An 18,525-nucleotide genomic window follows, 5' to 3' on the forward strand; every position below is an offset into this window, starting at 1 on the left:
CATGCGCGATTCGGACATAGCCGCCGCCGGGGTTCCGGCTCACAGGTGCAGAAGCATGCGGCTGTTGCCCAAGGTGTTCGGCTTCACTCGTTCGAGACCGAGGAACTCGGCGACTCCCTCGTCATAGGAACGGAGGAGCTCGCTGTAGACATCTCCGTCGACCGGGGTCTCGCCGATCTCGACGAAGCCGTGCTTCGCGAAGAAGTCGACTTCGAAGGTCAGGCAGAATACCCGCCGCACCCCGAGCCATCGGGCGGTGTGCAACAACTTGTCCAGCACCTGATGTCCGACGCCGGCTCCCTTGAACTCGGGATCGACGGCGAGTGTGCGGACTTCGGCGAGGTCTTCCCACATGACGTGCAGAGCGCCGCAACCGACGACCTTGGCGTCCTCGTCGCGTTCCGCGACCCAGAACTCCTGGATGGCCTCGTAAAGGGTCACGGTCGCCTTGTCGAGAAGGATGCCGCGCCGGACGAAAGGATCGACGAGACGGCGGACCGCTGCGACATCACTGGTGCGGGCCCTGCGTACGGTGACGGCTTTGGCGGAGGCCGCGGAAGCGGCCGGGGAAGCAGACGGCGACATGGGGGGACGCTATCGCTCCTGCGCCCCGGATCCGTCGGCGCCCTTGTCGCCCCCGGCCTCTTCGGGCGGGGCGGGGAGCGGGTTGTCGTCGCGCTGGACGATACGGATGGCGTCGTTCAGCGCCTCGCGCTGATCCTGCGACATCATGCCGAAGAAGGCGACGAGGGCGGAGGCGGGGTTGTCGCTCTGCGCCCATGCCTCGTTCATCAGCGCGGCCGAGTAAGCAGCCCGGGTGGAGACCGCCGTATATCGATAGGCGCGGCCGTCGACTTCCCTGCGCACCCAGCCCTTCTGATGGAGATTGTCCATGACGGTCATGACGGTGGTGTAGGCGATGGACCGTTCCTGCTGGAGGTCTTCCAGAACTTCCCGGACGGTCACCGGGCGGTTCCATTGCCAGACGCGCGTCATGACGGCGTCCTCAAGCTCTCCCAATGGACGGGGCACAGTGCCACCATAGTTCGCAAAGAGTTGATAAGCGGCTATTTCCATGGAGAAACGCAACAAAAAGGACGCACGACCTCGAGAGGTCGCACGTCCCGGTGGTGCGGGGTTGCTCGGGGCCTGGCCGCGGAACCTAGGAGACGGTGGTGCCGTCCGCCTGGCGGGTGGCCTCGGCGCGGGCGAAGGCGGCGTCGACGACCGCGTCCTCCTTGGCCTTGTTCGGGCCGCCCTGGCTCTTGACGATCGTGACGACGAGGCCGATGAAGAACGCGGCCATCACGACGGGGGGCAGGAGCGCGGATACGTAGTCCATGCCGACCAGAGTAGCTATCCGGCGACCCGTTCCTCGGGCGGGGGCGGGGGTACGGGCCGCCGGCGCGGCGGGAACACCTCGGAGGGCTTGGGCACCGGCCGCTCACCGGGGGTGGGGCCGGACGGCGGGTTCGGCTTCGGCTCCCCGGCCGCCGCGCGCCCGCCGGGGAGGGCGAGCAGCCGCGCCCGGGGCGCGATCGCCGCGCCGACGGGCACGGCCGCGGGGGCGAGGGAGCCGGTCGCCTGGGAGACCCGGGCGAGCCTGGCCCGTACGGAGCGCTCGGCGAGGATCCGGCAGCGGGCGAGCAGCTCGGCGGCGGCCTGGTCGCCGCGCAGGGCGCGCAGGGCGGCGAGGTCGTCGACCCCGGGGTCGTACCCGGCGTTCAGCGCGTCCCGGAGGAGGCCCAGGTAGCCGGTGAGCGAGCCGGGGAGGGCCTCGCGGTAGCGGGCCAGGTCGTCGAGGAGGAAGGCGCGCAGCCGGCCGGCCTCGCGTACCGCCTCGTCCACGGATTCGGCCAGGCGCAGGCAGTCCTGGACGTCCTCGTCCTGGAGGGGGGCAGGGTGGAGGGCGATGGCAAGGGCGCGTCGGAGCACACGCAGCTCGTCCGCACTGAATGCCATGCCGCCGCGAGATCCGTATGGCGTGGGCATGGGCCGACGATACGCGCTAATCGGACAATTTTCTCTTAGCGATCATTCCGGCGCGCCGGAATGATCGCCGTCGGAACGATCGCCGGGCGGTCGCTCTCACATCCGGGAGACGTTCCGCTCGTACACGAGCCGCAGGCCGATCAGGGTCAGCCAGGGCTCGTGCTCGTCGATCTCCGTCGACTCGCCGAGGACCATCGGGGCCAGACCGCCCGTCGCGATCACCGTCACGTCGGAGGGGTCGCCCTGCGGGCCGACGAGCTCGCGCTTCATCCGGGCGACCACGCCGTCGACCTGGCCCGCGTAGCCGTAGATGATGCCCGACTGCATCGCCTCGACCGTGTTCTTGCCGATCACGTTCCGCGGGCGGGCCAGCTCGATCTTGCGGAGCATGGCCCCCTTCACGCCCAGCGCCTCGACCGAGATCTCGATGCCCGGCGCGATCGCCCCGCCCGCGTACTCGCCGCGCGCGGTGACCGCGTCGTACGTCGTCGCCGTGCCGAAGTCGACGACGATCGCCGGACCGCCGTACAGCTCGACCGCCGCGGCCGCGTTGATCACGCGGTCCGCGCCGACCTCCTTCGGGTTGTCGGTGATGACCGGGACGCCCGTCTTGACGCCCGGCTCCACCAGGACCGCCGGGACGTCCCCGTAGTACCGGCGGGTCACCTCGCGCAGCTCGTGCAGCACCGAGGGGACCGTCGCGCAGATGGCGATCCCCTCGATGCCGTCGCTCAGCTCGACGCCGAGCAGCGGGTGCATGCCCATGAGGCCCTGGAGCAGGACCGCCATCTCGTCGGCGGTCCGGCGCGGGTCCGTGGAGATCCGCCAGTGCTCGACGATCTCCTCGCCGTCGAAGAGGCCGAGGACCGTGTGCGTGTTGCCGACGTCGATGGTGAGCAGCATCAGGCCCGCACCTCGCGCAGGTCGAGGCCGATGTCGAGGATCGGGGAGGAGTGGGTGAGGCCGCCGACCGCCAGGTAGTCGACGCCGGTCGCCGCGTACGCCGCCGCGTTCTCCAGGGTCAGCCGGCCCGAGGACTCCAGGACCGCGCGGCCGGCGACGAGGGCGACGGCCTCCTCGGTCTCCGCCGGGGTGAAGTTGTCGAGCAGGATCAGGTCGGCGCCCGCGTCCAGGACCTCGCGGACCTGGTGCAGCGTGTCGACCTCGACCTCGATCGGGACCTCCGGGAACAGCTCCCGTACGGCCTTGAAGGCCTGGGCCACGCCGCCGGCCGCCACCACGTGGTTGTCCTTCACGAGGGCCGCGTCGGAGAGCGACATGCGGTGGTTGACGCCGCCGCCGCAGCGCACCGCGTACTTCTCCAGGGCGCGCAGGCCCGGGGTCGTCTTGCGGGTGTCGCGGACCTTGGCCTTCGTGCCCTCCAGTGCGTCCGCCCACGCGCGCGTGGCGGTGGCGATGCCGGAGAGGCGGCAGAGGATGTTGAGCGCGCTGCGCTCGCCGGTGAGCAGGTCGCGGGTGCGGGCGGTGACGCTGAGGAGCGTCTCCCCGGCCTCGACGCGCGCGCCGTCCTCGACGTGCCGCTCGACCTCGAACTCGTCCGTGCAGACGATCGAGAGGACGGCCTCGGCGACCCGCAGGCCCGCCACGACACCGGCCTCGCGGGCGGCGAAGTCGGCGGTGGCGACGGCCTCCTCGGGGACGGTCGCGACGGTCGTCACGTCCACGCCGCCGTCGAGGTCCTCGGCGATCGCGAGGTGGGCGATGTCCTCGACCTGTACGGGGTCGAGGCCGGCGTCCGCGAGGAGCTCGGCGAGCGCGGGATCGAGCCCGCACTCGAACTCCTCGGTGCCACCGCAGCCGCAGCCGTCGCCGCAGCCGCCGGCCGCTTCGGCGGGGGCGGCACTGATCTGGATCAGAGGGACGTCCACGGGCTCGGGACGGGCTTCCTCGGGCGTGGTCACTTACGGCTCCCTGGGGGCGTCGAGGGTGGGGGGAAAGTCGGGGGTGTCGGTGGTGCGGACGTCGAGGGTCCGCTCCGGGGTGAGGCGGACGACGAGGTGCCGGTGCCAGGCCGCGTCGTCCCGGTCCGGGTGGTCCTCGCGCCAGTGGCAGCCGCGGGTCTCCTCGCGGCGGCGGGCGGCGGCGACCAGGACCCGGCCGACGCACAGCAGGTTGGTGGTCTCCCAGGACTCCACGCCGGGCTCGGCCGACTTGGTGTCGTCGGTGCCGCCCGCCACGGCGTCGCTGTGCAGGGCGTCGAGGGCCTCGGCCGCCTCCCGCAGACTGCGCTCGGAGCGGAGCACTCCGGCGCCGGCCGTCATGACCCGCTGGATACGGGTCCGGGCTCCGGCCACCGGCAGCGGCAGGGTCACCGGGGCCGGGTGCGGCACGGGCGCGCCGGGCACGCGCGGCGCGGCGGCCGTGGTCTCCCCGGTCACTCCGGTCTCCCCGGGCTCTCCGGTCTCCCCGGGCTTTCTGGTCTCCCCGGCGAGGTCCCCTCCGAGACCCCCTCCGAGGTCCTCGATGATCTCCTCGGCGATCCGCTCGGCGAAGACCAGGCCCTCCAGGAGCGAGTTCGAGGCGAGCCGGTTGGCGCCGTGGACGCCCGTACAGGCGACCTCGCCGCACGCGTACAGGCCCGGGACGGTGGTCCGGCCGCGCAGGTCCGTGCGGACGCCGCCGGAGGCGTAGTGCGCGGCGGGAGCGACCGGGATCGGCTCGGTCACCGGGTCGATGCCGTGGGAGCGGCAGGCGGCCAGGATCGTGGGGAAGCGCTCCGCCCACATCTCGGCGCCGAAGTGGCGGGCGTCGAGGTACATGTGCTCGGCGCCCTGCTCCTGCATCCGGCGCATGATCGCCTTGGCGACGATGTCGCGGGGCGCGAGCTCGGCCAGCTCGTGCTGCCCGAGCATGAAGCGGACGCCGTCGGCGTCGACCAGGTGCGCGCCCTCGCCCCGGACCGCCTCGGAGACCAGCGGCTGCTGCCCCTCGGAGTCGGCGCCGAGGAAGAGCACCGTCGGATGGAACTGGACGAACTCCAGGTCGGAGACCTCGGCCCCGGCGCGCAGCGCGAGCGCGACGCCGTCGCCGGTGGAGACCGCCGGGTTGGTGGTGGCGGAGAAGACCTGGCCCATGCCGCCGGTGGCGAGGACCACGGCGGGGGCGTGGACGGCTCCGACGCCGTCGTGCTGGCCCTCGCCCATGACGTGCAGGGTCACGCCCGCCGTACGGCCCTCGGCGTCCGTCAGGAGGTCCAGGACGAGGGCGTGCTCGATGGTGCGCACGCCCCGGTCCCGTATCGCCTCGACGAGGGCGCGGGAGATCTCGGCGCCGGTCGCGTCGCCGCCGGCGTGGGCGATCCGGCGGCGGTGGTGGCCGCCCTCGCGGGTCAGCGCGATCTCGCCGTCGGCGGTCTTGTCGAAGTCGGCGCCGGTCGCGATGAGGCGGCGGACGGCGGCGGGGCCCTCGGTGACGAGGAGCCGTACGGCCTCCTCGTCGCAGAGGCCCGCTCCGGCGACGAGCGTGTCGTCTAGGTGCTGCTCGGGGGTGTCGCCCTCGCCGAGCGCGGCGGCGATGCCGCCCTGGGCCCAGCGGGTGGAGCCGTCGTCGAGCCGGGCCTTGGTGACGACGACGGTACGGAGCCCGGCGGCGGTGCAGCGCAGGGCGGCGGTGAGGCCCGCGACGCCGGAGCCGACCACGACGACATCGGCGTCGATGGCCCAGCCGGGTGCGGGCGCGTGCAGCCGTATTCCGGTCACTTGGTGGCTCCGAAGGTCAGGGGGATGTTGTCGATGAGCCGCGTGGTCCCCACCCGCGCGGCGACGGCGAGGACCGCCTCGCCGTCGTGGTCGTCGGCGACGTCGGTGAAGTCGGCCGGGTCGACGAGGGCCAGGTAGTCGAGGGTGAGCGGCGGCTCGGCCTTCGCCGCGTCGTCGAGGACGGTCCGGGCCGCGGCCCGGACGGCTGCGGCGGCGCCGCCCTCGGCCGCCTGCGCGACCGCGTGGGCGTCGGCGGCGGCCCGGGCCTCGCCGAGCCGCGAGAGCGCCTCGGCGCGGTTCTCGGCCCGGCCCTGGGCACCCGGCAGGGAGACGGCACGCGCGCGCAGCGCCTCCTGGGCGGCGAGCCGCTCGCGGGCGGCGAACAGCGCGCCGGACAGCGCGAGGGCCGTACGCCGCTCCTCGGCCGACAGGTAGCGGTTGCGGCTGGACAGGGCGAGGCCGTCGGTCTCGCGGACGGTCTCCACGCCGACGATCTCGACCGGGAAGTTCAGGTCGCGGGCCATGCGGCGGATCAGGGCCAGCTGCTGGGCGTCCTTCTGGCCGAAGAAGGCCAGGTCGGGCGCGGTGAGGTGGAGGAGCTTGGCGACGACGGTCAGCATGCCGTCGAAGTGGCCGGGCCGGGAGGCGCCTTCGAGGCGCTCGCCCATGGGGCCCGCGGTGATCCGGACCTGGGGCTCGCCGCCGGGGTAGACCTCGTCGACGGAGGGCGCGAAGACGACGCTCGCACCGGCGTCGAAGGCCAGCTCCAGGTCGGCTTCGAGGGTGCGGGGGTAGCGGTCGAGGTCCTCGCCCGCGCCGAACTGGAGCGGATTGACGAAGACGGTGACGACGACGAAGCCCTGGGCGCCGACGCGCTCGCGGGCGGTACGGATCAGGGTGGCGTGGCCCTCGTGGAGGGCGCCCATGGTCATGACGACGGCGTTGCGGCCGGGCAGACCGTGGCGGGCGGCGGCGTCCTGGAGGTCCGCGACCGTCGGCATCAGCGCGGCGGGCTGGTGGCGGACGGGGCGGCGGCCGTCGGCGGCGTGGGTGGACGCGGCGGTACCGGCGGTCCCGGCGCGCTCGGCGGTACCGGCGGTCCCGGCGCGCTCGGCGGTACCGGCGGTCCCGGCGCGCTCGGCGGTACCGGCGGTACCGGGGCGCTCGGCGGTCTCGGCGGTCCCGGCGCGCTCAGCGGTACCGGCGGTCCCGGCGCGCTCAGCGGTACCGGCGGTCCCGGCGCGCTCAGCGGTCCCGACGGTGCCGGCGTGCTCGGCGCTGCTGTGGGCGGACAGGGTCATCGGTCGTCTCCTTGCGGCCCGTCGGCGGCGGTGGTGTCGGCGGCGAGCACGCCCAGCAGGTCCTCGGCCAGCTCCGGCTTGAGCAGGCCGTGCGCGAGCGCCCGGTCGGCGGTCGTGCGGGCCATCGCCAGGTAGCCGGCGACGGTGCCGGGCGCGTGCTTGCGCAGCTCGGCGACGTGGGCGGCGACCGTGCCGGCGTCACCGCGCGCGACGGGACCGGTCAGGGCCGCGTCCCCGGACCGCAGGGCGTTGTCCAGAGCGGCGCCGAGGAGGGGGCCCAGCATGCGGTCGGGCGCGGCGACGCCGGCCTTGCGGAGCAGCTCCATCGACTGGGCCACCAGGGTGACCAGGTGGTTCGCGCCGAGCGCCAGGGCCGCGTGGTAGAGCGGGCGGGCGTCCTCGGCGATCCACTCGGGCTCGCCGCCCATCTCGATGACCAGGGCCTCGGCCGCGAGCCGCAGCTCCTCGGGCGCGGTCACCCCGAAGGAGCAGCCGGCCAGCCGCTGGACGTCCACGGGCGTGCCGGTGAAGGTCATGGCGGGGTGCAGGGCGAGCGGCAGGGCGCCGGCCCGGCGGGCGGGGTCGAGGACCCGTACGCCGTACCGCCCGGAGGTGTGGACGAGCAGCTGCCCCGGCCGTACGGCTCCGGTGTCGGCGAGGCCCTCGACCAGACCCGGCAGGGCGTCGTCCGGGACGGTCAGGAGGACGAGGTCGGCGAGCGCGAGGACGCGGGCGGGCTCGACGACCGGGACGTCGGGCAGGAGCTCGGCGGCGCGGCGCCGGGAGCGGTCGGAGACCGCCGAGACGGCGACGGGGCGGTGGCCCGCGAGCCGGAGCGAGGCGGCGAGGGCGGGGCCCACGCGGCCGGCGCCGACGACTCCGACGGTGAGCCGGGCGGGCCGGTCCTCGGGGCGGGGCTCCGAGGCTCGGGGCTCTGGCGCTGCTGGTGCGTTCACGGTGGGTACGGGCCTTCCGTTCCAGTCCTCGGTGGGTACCGGACGATTTCTGGTCATGCTACGCCAGCGTTTCGCGCTGCTCCCGTGGCTGTCCACAGGGTGTGGGCGGCGGTGTGATGATCGCCCCATGGACAGGAACGCGGACGTGGACACGGGCAGGGACACAGGCGTGGACACGGGCAGGGACACGGGTATGGATCTCGTGGATGAGGAAGCCGCCCGGCTGTACCGGGCGAAGCTCTGGAGCGGCGCCGAGCGGCGGCTGTGGCACACCTCCGTCGACGGGACGGTCGGACGGCGGCTGCGCGAGCTCGCCGACTGGGCGGAGCTCGCGGGCCACGGGGACGCCCCCCTCGACATGTACGGCACCGGGCTCGTGGAGGAGGTCGAACGGCGCGCGGCCGAGGAGCTCGGCCTGCCCGCCGCCGTGTTCTTCCCGACCGGCACGATGGCCCAGCAGGTCGCGCTGCGCTGCTGGGCCGGGCGCACCGGCAGCCCCGTCGTCGCCCTCCACCCGCTCGCCCACCCCGAGGTCCACGAGGGCGGGGCACTGGGGGCCGTCTCCGGGCTCCGTACGGTCCACCCGACCGACGCGCCGCGGCTGCCCACGGCCGAGGAGGTGCGCGACCACCCGGAACCCTTCGGGACGCTGATGCTGGAGCTGCCGCTGCGCGACGCCGGTTTCGTCCTGCCGTCCTGGGAGGAGCTGACCGAGGTGGTCGAGGCGGCCCGGGAGCGGGACGCGGTGGTCCACTTCGACGGCGCGCGCCTGTGGGAGTGCACGACGGCTTTCGGCCGCGGCCTCGCGGAGATCGCGGGGCTCGCCGACAGCGTGTACGTCTCGTTCTACAAGTCCCTCGGCGGCCTGTCGGGCGCCGCGCTCGCGGGTCCCGAGGACGTCATGGAGGAGGCGCGGGTCTGGCGGCACCGGTACGGGGGGCTGGTCGCCCAGCAGTACCCGGCGGCGCTCTCCGCGCTCCGGGGCCTCGCCGTCGAGCTGCCCCTGCTGCCCTCGTACGTGCGCCACGCGCGCGTGGTGGCCGAGGCGGTGCGGGAGGAGCTCGCGGACGCGGGCGTGGGCTGGTTCCGGGTCCACCCGGAGGTCCCGCACACCCACCAGTTCCAGGTCTGGCTCCCGTACGCCCCCGAGGCCCTGACGGACGCGGCGGTCGCGCAGACCGAGGCCACCGGGACCGCCCTCTTCCGCCGCTGGTTCGCCCCGGGAGCGGGCGGCCCGCCGGGGGTCGCCCTGACGGAGCTGACGGTGACGGCACCGGGCCTGGAGTGGACGCCCGCGGACGTACGGACGGCGGTACGGGACTTCCTGTCCCGGATCGCCGTCTGACCCACCTGGGGCTCAGCGGGCACTCGGGCGCCACCACCCGCGCAGGGCCGTGCGGAGGCCGCCGGCCGCCGGACGGCCCTTCAGGGAGTGCCGTGCCGCCCTCAGGACGGCGACGTCGTGGGTGCCGGGCGCCGGGGGCGGCGGATCGCCCAGCCGAGCGGCGCGGTACGTGTCGAAGAGGTACTGATGCAGGGCGTTCATGACCTCACCGTGCGCCGCGCCCCGGCGGCCCGGCGCGCCGATTGACGGCACTCGTCAAACGGCACGACACCACCCCCGCCGCACCCCGCACCATAGGGGCGTGAGCGTGACGATCGACATCACCGGACTGCCGCAGGAGCGCATCGGCTTCTGCCCCTCGCCCCTGGCCGAACTGGGCGCCGCCCTGCACGCCCTGGCCGAGCCCGCGCACCACCCCCGGCTGCACGCCTGGACGACCACGACCGCCGCCGCGCTCAAGCCCGAGCTCGCGGACCGGCTCCACGAGGCCGACTTCATGTGGCGCTCCACGCGCTCGGACATCCTGCTGCCGCCGCGGCCCCGGGGGACCCTCGCGGAGGAGCTGGACGACCTCGACCGCATGGACGACGAGAAGTACGTGGCCTCGGCCCTGGAGATCTCCTGCGCCAGCCACCACACGCACGGCGCGCCGTCCCCGCTCGTCGACGAGCGGATGCGCCGCCGCGCCCTCGACCTGGCCGCCGCGCGCGGCCCCCGGCAGGTCGCCTTCGTGGAGCGGATGCTCGCCGACCCGCCCGGCACGCGCGCGTGGATCCGGCGGCTCCTGGAGGACTGCGACGAGGCCTTCTTCGCCGACACCTGGCGCCGCGTCGGCGTGCAGCTCGCCGCCGACGCCCGTCACAAGAGCGAGCTGATGCGCCACAAGGGCCTCGCCGAGGCCGTCAGCGCCGCCTCGGCCGCGATGGTCCTGGAGGAGGACGAGAAGGGCCGTCGGATCGTCGTCGACAAGCTGGTCCAGGGGCGGACGACCGCCGAGGGCTCGGGCGTGACGTTCCTGCCGACCGCCTTCGGCTGGCCGCACCTCTTCGCCCTGCACACACCCGGCTGGCAGCCGGTCGTCCAGTACCCCGTGCCGACCCGCGACCTCGGCGGCGCCGCCGCGACCGAGGCGGTCAAGCTGCGTCTGGAGGCGATCGCCCACCCGATGCGGATGCGGCTGTGCCGCAGCCTCGCCCGGGGCGCGTACTCGACGGGCGAGCTGGCCGACGCGTACGGCATCACCGCCCCCGAGGTCTCCCGCCACGTCGCCGTCCTGAAGAAGGCCGGCCTGGTCATCACGCAGCGCCGCGGCCGGTACGTCCTGCACCAGCTCGACGTGACGGTCGTCGCCCGGCTCGGCAGCGACTTCCTGGAGAGCGTGCTGCGTTAGGCCGCCCGGCCGCTACGCGGCGCCGCCGCCCGCGCGGACCAGGCCCGACTCGTACGCGAGGACCACGACCTGGACCCGGTCGCGCAGGCCCAGCTTGGTCAGGATCCGGCCCACGTGGGTCTTCACCGTCGCCTCGGAGAGGACGAGCCGGGCGGCGATCTCGCCGTTCGACAGGCCCTGCGCGACCAGCATCATCACCTCGCGCTCCCGGTCCGTGAGCCGCGCGAGCGCGGTGTCGACGGCCCGCGTCTCCCTGCCCGTCGACGGCAGCATCGGCGAGAAGCGGTCGAGGAGCCGGCGGGTCGTGGAGGGCGCCACGACCGCGTCGCCGCTGTGCACCGAACGGATCGCGCCCAGCAGCTCCGCCGGCGGCACGTCCTTCAGCATGAAGCCGCTCGCGCCCGCCTTCAGCCCGGAGAACGCGTACTCGTCGAGGTCGAAGGTGGTCAGGATCAGCACCTTCGGCGCGTCCGGCTGGGCGCAGATCCGCCGGGTCGCCTCCACCCCGTCCAGCTTCGGCATGCGCACGTCCATCAGGACGACGTCGACCGCCGTGGACCGCAGGACCTCCAGCGCCTCCACGCCGTCGCCCGCCTCCGCCACGACCTCCATGTCCGGCTGGGCGGCGAGCACCATGCGGAAACCGGTGCGCAGGAGCACCTGGTCGTCGACGAGCATCACGCGGATGGACATGAGGTCAGTTCCTTACAGGTCGTCTGTGAGCGGGCTTCGCTGTGGGCGGGCTTCGCTGTGAGCGGGCTTCGTCAGTGGGCGGGCTTGAGGGGCAGCAGTGCGCTGATGCGGAAGCCGCCGCCGGGGCGCGGCCCCGCGTCCAGCGTGCCGCCGACCATGCCGACCCGCTCGCGCATGCCGATCAGACCATGGCCGCGCCCGTCGGCGCCGCCGTCCTCGTACATCTCCTGCGGAGCGCCGCGGCCGTCGTCCTCGACGAGCAGCCCGAGACCGTCGTCGAAGTAGACGAGCCGGACGCTCGCGCCGACGTCGGGACCGCCGTGCTTGCGCGTGTTGGTGAGGGCCTCCTGCACGATCCGGTACGCGGTGAGCTCGACGCCGCTGGGCAGCGGGCGGGGGCTCCCCTCGATCGCGAAGTCGACGGTGAGGCCGGCGCCCCGGACCTGCTCGACGAGGTCCTCGATCTGGCCCACGTCGGGCTGCGGCACGTACTCGCCGGCCTCCTGGTGCTCCCCGGTGCGCAGGATGCCGAGGAGGCGGCGCATCTCGGCGAGGGCCTGCCGGCCCGTGGTGGAGATCGTCTCCAGGGCCTGCTTGGCGGTCTCCGGGGAGGAGTCCATGACGTAGGCGGCGCCGTCGGCCTGGACGACCATCACCGACACGTTGTGGGCGACGACGTCGTGCAGCTCGCGGGCGATCCGGGCCCGCTCGGCGGCGACGGCGACCTTCGCCTGCGCCTCGCGCTCCCGCTCCAGGCGGGAGGCCCGCTCCTCCAGCTGCGCGAAGTAGGCGCGGCGGGTGCGGAGCGAGTCGCCGAGGACCCAGGCGAGCGCGAACGGCACGGTCATGATGACCGTGAAGAAGACCTGGGCCGCGACGGAGATGTCCTCCATGGACCATCTCAGCTGCGAGAGCGTGGAGGCGCAGAGTCCGCCGACGAGGGCGAGGCGGGAGGCCCAGCGGGGACCGTCGTGCGCCGCGACCGTGAAGATGATCATGAGCATGGCGAAGTTGGCCGTGAACGGCATCAGACCGAAGCCGAGCTGGACGAGGCCGAGGGCGACCGTCAGCAGCAGCATCTTCTCCGGGGCGCGTCGGCGCAGGGCCACGACCAGGGAGAAGAGCACGGCGACGACCCCGTACGCGAAGGGCTGATCGACCGCCGGGTAGGTCGTCGCCACCCACAGCAGGGAGAACCCGAGGAGGACGACGGCCCAGAAGGAGTCGACGCCCGTCGGGTGTCTGCGGATGAAGTCGTAGAGGCGCTGCACGTCACCCAGAGTAGGGAAGGCCGATAGGTGCAGGGATCAACCGTGGGGCCGATCCTTGGTGAGGGGCCCGTACTCCCCGAGGTGGAGACTGGGGCCCGTGACGGATGACGTGACGGGTGAGACGTGTCAGTGGCAGGGGTGGCGCGAGGCCACGGAACGGGCGCTGTACGGCCCGGGAGGCTTCTACCGGCGCCCCGAAGGACCCGCGGGGCACTTCCGCACCTCGGTCCACGCGGGGCCGCTCTTCGCGGGGGCCGTGGCCAGGCTGCTCGGCGAGGTCGCGGAGGAGCTGGGAACGGCCGAGGTCGCGCTGGTGGACGTGGGCGCGGGGCGGGGCGAGCTGCTCACGGCGGTCCTCGCGGCGACCGCGGGGACGGACCTCGCCGTCCGGGCGTACGCGGTCGAGCGCGCCGCCCGACCGGCGGGGCTCGACCCGCGGATCACCTGGACGGACCGGCTGCCGGAGCCGGCGAGCGTGCGCGGCCTCCTCTTCGCGAACGAGTGGCTCGACAACGTGCCGGTGGACGTGGCCGAGGTGGACGCGGCGGGCGTCGCCCGGTGCGTGGAGGTCCGCGCGGACGGTACGGAGCGGCTCGCCGCGCCCGTCTCGGGCGCCGACGCGGAATGGCTGGCCCGCTGGTGGCCGCTGCGGGAGCCCGGCGCGCGGGCCGAGATCGGCCGGCCCCGTGACGAGGCGTGGGCGGCGGCGGTGGGTTCGCTCGCGGCGGGCCGCGCGGTGGCCGTCGACTACGCGCACGTACGGGAGTCCCGGCCGCCCTTCGGCACGCTGACCGGCTTCCGGGCCGGCCGCGAGGTACCGCCGGTCCCGGACGGCAGCTGCGACGTGACGGCCCACGTGGCCGCGGACGCGTGCGCGGAGGCAGGCGGGGGAGCGGGCGCGGAGGCCGGCAGGGGCGTCGCCCCGGAGCTGGTCACCCAGCGCGAGGCCCTGCACCGGCTCGGGGTGTCCGGGGGCCGTCCGCCGCTCTCGCTCGCCACGACCGATCCCGTCGGCTACGTCCGCGCGCTCGCCTCCGCCGGCGAGGCCGCCGAGCTCACCGCCCGCGGCGGCCTCGGCGATTTCCTGTGGCTGACGCAGCGGGTCCCGCCCGCCACCGCCTGATGCGTGGGGCAGGGGATACTGTCCCGCATGACGGAGACGACGGTCGGAATCGGCGGCGCGGCGGAGAGCACCGACATGGTGCTGAACATCGGGCCCCAGCATCCCTCGACCCATGGCGTGCTCCGCCTCCGCCTCGTGCTCGACGGCGAGGTGGTCCGGCAGGCCGAGCCGGTGATCGGCTACATGCACCGCGGCGCCGAGAAGCTCTTCGAGGCGCGTGACTACCGGCAGATCGTCATGCTGGCCAACCGTCACGACTGGCTCTCCGCCTTCTCCAACGAGCTCGGGGTCGTGATGGCCGTCGAGCGGATGCTGGGCATGGAGGTCCCGGAGCGCGCCGTGTGGACCCGTACGCTCCTCGCCGAGCTGAACCGGGTCCTCAACCACCTCATGTTCCTCGGCTCGTACCCCCTCGAACTGGGCGGGATCACCCCGGTCTTCCACGCCTTCCGGGAGCGCGAGGAGCTCCAGGCCGTGATGGAGGAGGTCTCCGGCGGCCGGATGCACTACATGTTCAACCGGGTCGGCGGCCTCAAGGAGGACCTGCCCGCCGGCTGGCTCGGACGGGCGCGGCAGGCCGTCGCGGACGTCCGCTCGCGGATGGACGTGTACGACCGGCTGGTCCTCGGCAACGAGATCTTCCGGGGCCGTACGCGCGGGGTCGGCGTCCTGTCGCAGGCGGCGGTCCACGCGTACGGGGTGTCCGGGCCGATCGCCCGCGCCTCGGGCGTCGACTTCGACCTGCGCCGCGACGAGCCGTACCTCGCCTACGGGGAGCTCCAGGACACGCTGCGGGTCGCCGTGCGCGAGGAGGGCGACTGCCTGGCCCGCTTCGAGTGCCTGCTCGACCAGACGCACAACTCCCTGGACCTGGCGGACGCCTGCCTGGACCGGATGGCCGAGCTGCCGCAGGGCCCGATCAACCAGCGGCTGCCGAAGGTGCTGAAGGCGCCGGAGGGCCACACGTACGCCTGGACCGAGAACCCGCTCGGCGTCAACGGCTACTACCTGGTCTCCAAGGGAGAGAAGACGCCGTACCGGCTGAAGCTCCGCTCGGCCTCGTTCAACAACATCCAGGCGCTGGTCGAGCTGCTGCCGGGGACGCTCGTCGCCGACATGGTCGCGATCCTCGGCTCGCTGTTCTTCGTCGTCGGCGACATCGACAAGTAGGCGGCTCGCCCCCCTTCGGGTCAGGCGTGGCGCATCACGACGTAGTCGCGCTGCTCCTTGCCGGGGCGCCGGCGGTCCACGACCGTCCAGCCCCAGCGCGCGTACCGGTCCGTCAGTTCCGGTACGTCCAGGGTCATGAGCAGGGCCGGCCGCGGCGAGCCGACCACGAGCAGCCCGTCGTGGAGGGACCGGCCGATGCCCTGGCCCTGTCGGCCGGGGGCGACGACCAGCTCGGCCAGTTCGAAGAAGGGCGCGTCGCCGGACAGGGCTGTGTCCGTCCATCCGGCCGCGAAGCCGAGCAGGGCGGCGTCGGCGTCGGCGGTGCCGTCGTCGGCGTACGCGGCGGCCGCGCGGAAGTCGTCCCGCCGCGCGGCGCTGTCGAGCAGCCGGTCCACGGTCCGTACGGCGCCGAGCGGGGGCTCGTGCCAGGGGGATCCGCCGAAGGCCTGGGCGCACAGGGCGATCAGTTCCTCGCGGCGCCGGGCCGCCTCGGCCGCCGTGAGCAGGGCGAGCCGGTACGTCACGAGCTGACCGCGCCCCGCAGTTCGGCCACGTCGATCTGCTCGGTCTCGTCGTGCGCGGTCAGGTCGATGACCTCGCCGATCGCCCGGGGCGGCACCGGCGCCGCGAGCGGGGCGAGCGGGACGAGGAACGGGGTCTCGGCGGCCAGGGCCTCTTCGAGGACCTCCTCGCCCACGACGTCGGCCAGGTCCGTGTTCTGCACGGCCTCGATGGCCGCCGCCACCTTCTGCGTACCGAAGAAGTCGAAACCGCCCTCGGGGCGCGGGACGGGCCTGCGGGCCGCGTACGGGACGATCGCCGCGGCGGCCTGGACGGCGGGCCGGGGCGCGATCCCGGTGGGCGCGACCGGCACGGGCACGGGCGCGGGGACGGGGGCCTCGGACTCCGCCGCCGTGTCCGCCGAGGGCGACGAGGGTGATGAGGGCGACGAGTCCGCCGAGGGCGCGGCGGGCAGTGCCGCCGGCGCGGGGGCGGGCCCGAGGGCGGGGGCGGCCGTACGGCTGTGCTGCTCGGTCCCGGCGGCCGCCGCGTGCTTCCCCTGCGGCTCCTCCGTCTCACGGGCCCGCTCGGCGAGGTCCTGCGCGCGGGCCGCCTCGGCGGTGCGCCGGGCGTGCTGGGCCGCGGCGTTGCGCGGGAGGTCCTTCAGGGCCTGCGCGGCGCGGCGGTACGCCTCCGGGGTGGGCGTGGATCCGGCGGCGGGCAGCGCCTTCGCCTCGGTGCCGCCGGTCGTGCCGGCGCTGGTGGTCGCCTCCAGGGCGAGGACGCGGCGGCCCTCCAGGGCGCTGGCCCGCTCGGTCTCCGCCGTGGCGTACCGGCGAAGGAGGTCGGCGTGCTCGCCGCGCAGCCCGGCGAGCTCGACGCGCTTGGCGCGGAGCTTGGCGTCGAGCCGGGTCCGCAGGCCGCGGGACTCCTCCAGGTCGGACTCCAGCTCGGCGACCCGCTCCTCGGCCTTCCACTGGTCGGCGGTACGGGCGCGGTTCAGCTCGGCGACCCGGGCGCCGGCGCTCCGGTCCCAACTGCGCATGAGGACGGCACCGGTGACGGCGGCCGCCGCGGCGGCGACCGTGAGGAGCCGCACGACGAGCAGATCTCCGGGCAGCCAGACGACCGCGGCGCACACGACCGCGGCGCCTGCGACCGCTGAGGGCGGCAGCAACTTGTGCAGAGGCGGGGAATGGCGGTGGCGTCCACGTGGCATGGCCTGAAATTTACCGTGCGTAGGCGTCATGTGGGGTGTCGGCCCGGCAATCTCTTGGCCACTTCTCGCCACAAGAAGTGGAGATGAACCCTTCCGGTTCCGTTTCGGGCCGACTCCCCTCACCCGGGATCTACTTGTCGAGCAGCCCCTTCGTCGTCAGATACTCCTTGGCGACGTCTTCCGGCTTGGCCCGCTCGGCGTCCACCTTGCGGTTGAGTTCGGCGAGATCAGCTGTGGTCAGCACCTTGGTGATCTTGTCGAGGGCGGCCGCTATCTCGGGGGCGCCGGCGTCCTTGGCGTTGACCACGGGCAGGACGTTGTCGGCGTTCTGCAGCTTCTTGTCGTCCTCCAGGAAGACGAGCCCGAAGCTGTCGATCGTGGCGTCCGTGGTGGTCGTCAGGACCAGCTGGTCCACCCCGTCCTTGACGGCCTGCTTGGCCTGCGGGGTCCCGACCCCCTTGGGGTCGATGCCGGCCACGTCGATCCCGTACGCCTTCTTCAGACCGGGCGCGCAGAACGGCCGCACCGCGCATTCGTCACCGGCCGCGATCTTCACCTTGAGCTTCGCGCGGCCGAGATCGGAAAGGGTCGTCAGCTTGTTCTTCGCGGCGAATTCCTTGGTCACCGCGAAGGCGTTCTGATCGACCGCCTCACCGACCGCGAGCACCTTGAGGCCGCGCGGTTCGGCGAGCTTCCGCAGTGCCTCGACCGTGGCGGCCGCGTCACCGGAAGCGACCGGCTTCTCCTCGGGCGCCTTCGGGCCGTTCACCTTCGCGTTGAGGAATTCCGCGATCGTCGCCGCGTATTCCGGTACGACGTCGATCTCACCGTTCTCCAGGGACGGCTCGTACAGTTCACGATTCTTCACGGTGGTGACGGATACGGAGTATCCGGCGGCCCGCAGCGACTGGGCGTAGAGCTCGGCCAGCACCTTCGACTCGGTGAAGGCCGCCGCGCCCACGACCAGCGAGCCCTTCGACGCGCCCGCGGACGCGTCGCCGGCGCTGCCGGACTTCCCCTTGCCCCCCTCCAGGCTTTCACCACCGCACGCGGCGAGCGCGACGGCCAGCGCCGTCGTCCCCAGCACCGCACCCGCGATACGCGAGACCCTGTTCACAAGACCACCCATCTCCGTCATCAGCGTCATCAACTTCATCAGGTCGTTCAGTCGTTCGATGCGCGCGCACGCGACGGCCCCGCCAGGAGCCGGTCGGTTCCCGCGAGCACCGCCTCCACCAGGAGGGCGAGCAGGGCCACGAGCACGGCGCCCGCGACCACTTGCGCGGTGTCATAGAGGGCGAAGCCGGCCGTGATGATCCGGCCCAGCCCGCCCTGGCCGACCATCGCCGCGACCGTCGCCGTGGCGACCACCTGCACCGCCGCCGAACGCACCCCGGTCATCACCACCGGCCGTGCCAGCGGCAGTTCGACGCGCCGGAAGAGCTGGCCGCCCGTCATCCCCATGCCCCGCGCGGCCCGCACCGCGGCCCGGTCCACCTCCCGCATCCCCACGTACGCGTTGGTGAGGAGCGGCGGTATCGCGAACAGCACGAGGGCGACGACGGTCGGCACATAGCCGGCGTTCCGCAGGGGCGAGACCATGAACAGCGCGAGGACCGCGAAGACGGGGACCGCCCGCCCCACGTTGGACACGTTCACCGCGAGCGCCCCGCCCCGGCCGAGGTGGCCGAGCCACAGCCCGAGCGGCAGCGCGATCGCCGCGGCGATCAGCAGGGCCGCCCCGCTCACGTACACGTGCTCCGCGAGCCGCTGCCCGATGCCCTCCTCGCCGGTCCAGTGCGCGCCGGTGGTGAGCCAGGCCCAGGCGTCCGTCACGATCCCCAC

20 protein-coding genes are annotated in these 18,525 nt (G+C 73.8%); 4 read left to right on the forward strand and 16 right to left on the reverse strand.

From position 1 onward, the window contains the following. Nucleotides 1–39: 39 nt before the first annotated feature. The 9 genes from ACFWWU_RS00150 to ACFWWU_RS00190 form a co-directional block, all read right to left on the reverse strand. Nucleotides 40–585 carry an amino-acid N-acetyltransferase gene (locus tag ACFWWU_RS00150; protein ID WP_384137262.1) on the reverse strand — a complete coding sequence of 182 codons (546 nt, stop codon included), beginning with the start codon at nucleotides 583–585 and terminating at the stop codon, nucleotides 40–42. Nucleotides 586–594: 9 nt separating this feature from the next. Further along, nucleotides 595–1,032, reverse strand: coding sequence for a BlaI/MecI/CopY family transcriptional regulator (locus ACFWWU_RS00155; protein ID WP_384137264.1), 438 nt, complete (start codon nucleotides 1,030–1,032; stop codon nucleotides 595–597). Between the two features lie 130 nt (nucleotides 1,033–1,162). Beyond that, entirely contained in the window at nucleotides 1,163–1,342 is a 180-nt protein-coding gene (locus ACFWWU_RS00160; protein ID WP_384137266.1) for a hypothetical protein, read from the reverse strand. 14 nt (nucleotides 1,343–1,356) lie between these two features. Next, entirely contained in the window at nucleotides 1,357–1,962 is a 606-nt protein-coding gene (locus tag ACFWWU_RS00165) for a hypothetical protein (RefSeq protein WP_384137268.1), read from the reverse strand. Nucleotides 1,963–2,088: 126 nt separating this feature from the next. Next, the gene (locus ACFWWU_RS00170) at nucleotides 2,089–2,895 is read right to left on the reverse strand and encodes a type III pantothenate kinase (RefSeq protein ID WP_024757554.1); all 807 of its coding nucleotides are present in this window, start codon (nucleotides 2,893–2,895) and stop codon (nucleotides 2,089–2,091) included. Further along, entirely contained in the window at nucleotides 2,895–3,914 is a 1,020-nt protein-coding gene (nadC, locus tag ACFWWU_RS00175; protein ID WP_384137269.1) for a carboxylating nicotinate-nucleotide diphosphorylase, read from the reverse strand. Before nadC ends, ACFWWU_RS00170 begins: the two co-directional genes overlap by 1 nt. Then, nucleotides 3,915–5,711 (reverse strand): L-aspartate oxidase, encoded by a 1,797-nt coding sequence (locus ACFWWU_RS00180; protein WP_384137271.1) that lies wholly within the window; start codon nucleotides 5,709–5,711, stop codon nucleotides 3,915–3,917. Next, nucleotides 5,708–6,712 carry a pantoate--beta-alanine ligase gene (gene panC, locus ACFWWU_RS00185; protein WP_384138359.1) on the reverse strand — a complete coding sequence of 335 codons (1,005 nt, stop codon included), beginning with the start codon at nucleotides 6,710–6,712 and terminating at the stop codon, nucleotides 5,708–5,710. Before panC ends, ACFWWU_RS00180 begins: the two co-directional genes overlap by 4 nt. Before the next feature lie 296 nt (nucleotides 6,713–7,008). Beyond that, the gene (locus tag ACFWWU_RS00190) at nucleotides 7,009–8,025 is read right to left on the reverse strand and encodes a Rossmann-like and DUF2520 domain-containing protein (RefSeq protein WP_384137273.1); all 1,017 of its coding nucleotides are present in this window, start codon (nucleotides 8,023–8,025) and stop codon (nucleotides 7,009–7,011) included. A gap of 136 nt (nucleotides 8,026–8,161) precedes the next feature. On the opposite strand from ACFWWU_RS00190, the gene ACFWWU_RS00195 reads away from it, so the two are divergent. Next, nucleotides 8,162–9,313 (forward strand): threonine aldolase family protein, encoded by a 1,152-nt coding sequence (locus ACFWWU_RS00195; RefSeq protein ID WP_384137274.1) that lies wholly within the window; start codon nucleotides 8,162–8,164, stop codon nucleotides 9,311–9,313. A 12-nt stretch (nucleotides 9,314–9,325) separates the two neighbouring features. Here ACFWWU_RS00195 and ACFWWU_RS00200 read toward each other — a convergent pair whose 3' ends face one another. Further along, nucleotides 9,326–9,514, reverse strand: a complete 189-nt coding sequence (locus tag ACFWWU_RS00200) for a hypothetical protein (protein ID WP_384137275.1) — start codon at nucleotides 9,512–9,514, stop codon at nucleotides 9,326–9,328. 106 nt (nucleotides 9,515–9,620) lie between these two features. On the opposite strand from ACFWWU_RS00200, the gene ACFWWU_RS00205 reads away from it, so the two are divergent. Then, nucleotides 9,621–10,703, forward strand: a complete 1,083-nt coding sequence (locus ACFWWU_RS00205; protein ID WP_384138361.1) for a DUF5937 family protein — start codon at nucleotides 9,621–9,623, stop codon at nucleotides 10,701–10,703. Between the two features lie 12 nt (nucleotides 10,704–10,715). Here the strand turns inward: ACFWWU_RS00205 and ACFWWU_RS00210 are convergent, their stop codons facing one another. Together ACFWWU_RS00210 and ACFWWU_RS00215 are read right to left on the reverse strand one after the other, a co-directional pair. After that, nucleotides 10,716–11,396, reverse strand: coding sequence for a response regulator (locus tag ACFWWU_RS00210; protein WP_384137277.1), 681 nt, complete (start codon nucleotides 11,394–11,396; stop codon nucleotides 10,716–10,718). A gap of 71 nt (nucleotides 11,397–11,467) precedes the next feature. Beyond that, entirely contained in the window at nucleotides 11,468–12,667 is a 1,200-nt protein-coding gene (locus ACFWWU_RS00215) for a sensor histidine kinase (RefSeq protein ID WP_384137279.1), read from the reverse strand. 97 nt (nucleotides 12,668–12,764) lie between these two features. Here ACFWWU_RS00215 and ACFWWU_RS00220 point away from each other — a divergent pair, with 97 nt between their 5' ends. Together ACFWWU_RS00220 and ACFWWU_RS00225 are read left to right on the forward strand one after the other, a co-directional pair. Beyond that, on the forward strand, nucleotides 12,765–13,790 hold the full coding sequence (locus tag ACFWWU_RS00220; protein ID WP_384137280.1) for an SAM-dependent methyltransferase: 1,026 nt from the start codon (nucleotides 12,765–12,767) through the stop codon (nucleotides 13,788–13,790). A 27-nt stretch (nucleotides 13,791–13,817) separates the two neighbouring features. Continuing rightward, a complete protein-coding gene (locus ACFWWU_RS00225) occupies nucleotides 13,818–14,960 on the forward strand; it encodes an NADH-quinone oxidoreductase subunit D (protein ID WP_384137282.1) in 1,143 nt (380 codons plus the stop codon). Nucleotides 14,961–14,980: 20 nt separating this feature from the next. On the opposite strand, the gene ACFWWU_RS00230 is transcribed toward ACFWWU_RS00225, so the two are convergent. The 4 genes from ACFWWU_RS00230 to ACFWWU_RS00245 form a co-directional block, all read right to left on the reverse strand. Beyond that, the gene (locus ACFWWU_RS00230) at nucleotides 14,981–15,484 is read right to left on the reverse strand and encodes a GNAT family N-acetyltransferase (protein ID WP_384137284.1); all 504 of its coding nucleotides are present in this window, start codon (nucleotides 15,482–15,484) and stop codon (nucleotides 14,981–14,983) included. Then, nucleotides 15,481–16,680, reverse strand: a complete 1,200-nt coding sequence (locus ACFWWU_RS00235; protein WP_384137286.1) for a hypothetical protein — start codon at nucleotides 16,678–16,680, stop codon at nucleotides 15,481–15,483. The genes ACFWWU_RS00230 and ACFWWU_RS00235 overlap by 4 nt, the downstream gene beginning before the upstream one ends. A gap of 130 nt (nucleotides 16,681–16,810) precedes the next feature. Continuing rightward, a complete protein-coding gene (locus ACFWWU_RS00240; RefSeq protein WP_384138364.1) occupies nucleotides 16,811–17,809 on the reverse strand; it encodes an ABC transporter substrate-binding protein in 999 nt (332 codons plus the stop codon). A gap of 35 nt (nucleotides 17,810–17,844) precedes the next feature. Beyond that, nucleotides 17,845–18,525: an ABC transporter permease gene (locus tag ACFWWU_RS00245; protein ID WP_384137288.1), complete on the reverse strand. Its 681-nt coding sequence runs from the start codon at nucleotides 18,523–18,525 to the stop codon at nucleotides 17,845–17,847.

This window comes from Streptomyces sp. NPDC058650, from assembly GCF_042717315.1.
Classification (GTDB): domain Bacteria; phylum Actinomycetota; class Actinomycetes; order Streptomycetales; family Streptomycetaceae; genus Streptomyces.